This window comes from Lactobacillus nasalidis, assembly GCF_016587775.1.
In the GTDB taxonomy this organism is placed as follows: Bacteria; Bacillota; Bacilli; order Lactobacillales; family Lactobacillaceae; genus Lactobacillus; species Lactobacillus nasalidis.
In genome coordinates this window covers 1-2,342 of sequence record NZ_BOCG01000202.1, presented here as the reverse complement: position 1 = coordinate 2,342, position 2,342 = coordinate 1, and the positions used below count along the sequence as shown (strand labels likewise).

Below are 2,342 nucleotides of genomic sequence, written 5' to 3'. Positions count from 1 at the left end.
GCCAAAAGACAGAGCTGAAAAGTATTTTTGCTGGACACGTTATGCTCCTTCAATCCATTATCTCAAATTAATACTATTGCTTACTTGATTAATATAGTTTTCTCCAAGTGCTTTGTCAATAAAATATTTTATCAAGTATACGTATAGTAAAAGGCGAAAAACTGCAAAAAAAGGCCAAAACAAGCCCTGGTGGCTGCAATGACGGGCAGGCACAAGATATGCACAAGTTTCCCCAAAGTTATCCACAACATGTCGTGGCCCCTTGCTGGAGTAAGGCCCAAGATGTGGAAAAGAGGATGGGGAAGCAGGCGGGAAAGAGGGGAGGATTTTTTGCACTGGACCAGCTTTTTAGCTATAATTGAAACTTAATACGCGTAACGGAAACAAGCAATGCAATCGCGTGAAGGAGGAAACATGCGCTACCAGCAGATTATTTTAGACGTAGACGACACCTTGATCGACACCGAAAAAACGGTGAGCGACTCACTGGCCCGGCTGTTCAGTTCCCACGGCTGGCAGATCAGCGACGACTTTGAAAGAGAATTCCACGCCTACAACGAAGGGCTCTGGCGGCGGCTGGAGAAGGGGGAGCTGACCCTGGAGCAGCTGTATGAGGTCATGTTCCCGGATTTGATCAAAAAGTACTGCGGGGTCGAAGTGGACGGGATGGAGACGGCCGACGAATTCCACAGCTACTTCCATACCGGCCATGAGCTGCTGCCGGGGGTCAAGGACACCCTCCGCTATGCCAAAAGGTTAGGCTACAGCCTGGCGGTTCTGAGCAACGGGGAGCAGTTCGGCCAGGAGCACCGGCTGGAACTGGCCGGGATCAAGGACTACTTTGACTTGATCGTAACCAGCCAGGAAGCCGGCGTGCAGAAGCCCAACGCGGAGATCTTCGACTACTTCTTCGCCAGAAGCGGCTACAGTCCCAACCAGACCGTCTTCTTTGGCGACGGCCTGTCTTCAGACATCCAGGGGGCGGAAAACTACGGCTTTGACAGCATCTGGTACAACCACCGCCACCGGCAGAAGACCCTGCCGGTCCACCCCCTGTTTGAGGTGGACAACTATGCCCAGTTCCAGCGGATTTTGAAAAAGGATTTCGCGCCGACCGCCCTGCGCTGATTTTCGGCTATACTTAGAATAGACAAGCAAGCTTTTTAGCAGAAAAGGCGGGGGAAAAATGGAAACTTACTTTTTTGATTTCGACGGCACGATCTGTGAATCGCGCCACATTTACGCGGCCAGCGTGCAGAAGGCCTTTGAGGCCCGCGGGGTCAAGGTGCCCAGCCGGGAAGCCGTCTACCAGGCCATGGGGATTCCGATCGACGTCTCGATTGCCCGCTGGGCCCAGGAAGGGCACCGGGGCGACCTGGCCCAGACCCTGTTTGAGGAAAGCATGGCCGAATACAAGCTGCTCGAGGATTCCCAGATCCGTATTTTTCCAGGAATCGTCAAGACCTTGACCCAGCTGAAGCTGGCAGGCAAGCAGCTCTTCGTCTGCTCCAGCAAGACCCACCCGGAAATTGTCCACAACCTGGAAAAACTGGGTCTGGCCGACCTGTTCGCCGACTGCGTGGGTGCCGATGAAGTGGTCAACCACAAGCCGGCCAGCGACGAAATCGACCTGCTGGTCAAGCGCCACGGGCTGGATTTGACGGAAGCGGTCATGCTGGGGGATGCCAAGTATGACATCCGGATGGGCAAAAATGCCGGCTGCGCGACCTGCGCCTGCACCTGGGGGGCTTTTGACCCGGCCGGCCTCAAAAAGGAGGGAGCCGACTACACGGTGGACTACCCTCTGGAAATTTTGGACATTTAAGAGCAAAGAAAAACAGAAAGTGAAAGAAAAATGCGACTGATCTCATGGAACATCGACTCATTGAACGCGGCCTTGACGGGGACTTCCCCGCGGGCGGAACTGACCCGGGGGGTCTTGAAAAAGCTGCATGACCAGGCTCCCGACGTCCTGGCCCTGCAGGAGACCAAGCTGCCGGCCAGCGGCCCAAGCAAGAAGCACCAAGCTGCTCTGGCCGACCTGTTTCCGGAATACGACTACGTCTGGCGCTCCAGCGGCGAGCCAGCCCGGAAGGGGTACGCGGGCACGATGTTTCTCTACAAAAAGGGCCTTGACCCGCTGGTGACCCGGCCGGAAATCGGCGCCCCGGAGCCCATGGACGCCGAAGGGCGGATCCTTACCCTGGAATTTCCGGATTTCTACGTCACCCAGGTCTACACGCCCAACGCCGGCAGCGGTCTGGCCCGCTTAGGCGACCGGCAGGAGTGGGACAAGTGCTACCGGGACTACCTGCAGGAGCTGGACCAGGCCAAGCCGGTCC

Annotated in this window: 3 protein-coding genes; all 3 read left to right on the top strand. The window is 55.9% G+C overall.

From position 1 onward, the window contains the following. The first annotated feature begins 414 nt into the window (after positions 1–414). A complete protein-coding gene (locus lacNas_RS03510; protein WP_201331575.1) occupies positions 415–1,128 on the top strand; it encodes a YjjG family noncanonical pyrimidine nucleotidase in 714 nt (237 codons plus the stop codon). A 58-nt stretch (positions 1,129–1,186) separates the two neighbouring features. Then, a complete protein-coding gene (locus lacNas_RS03505; protein ID WP_201331574.1) occupies positions 1,187–1,825 on the top strand; it encodes an HAD family hydrolase in 639 nt (212 codons plus the stop codon). A gap of 30 nt (positions 1,826–1,855) precedes the next feature. Then, on the top strand, positions 1,856–2,342 hold a 487-nt coding region (locus lacNas_RS03500; RefSeq protein ID WP_244661417.1), incomplete at its 3' end, for an exodeoxyribonuclease III.

What these genes read in the sequence shown, in the direction of transcription:
- lacNas_RS03510 (WP_201331575.1), top strand. Translation starts at nt 415, where the DNA reads ATGCGCTACCAGCAGATTATTTTAGACGTAGACGACACCTTGATCGAC.
- lacNas_RS03505 (WP_201331574.1), top strand. Translation starts at nt 1,187, where the DNA reads ATGGAAACTTACTTTTTTGATTTCGACGGCACGATCTGTGAATCGCGC.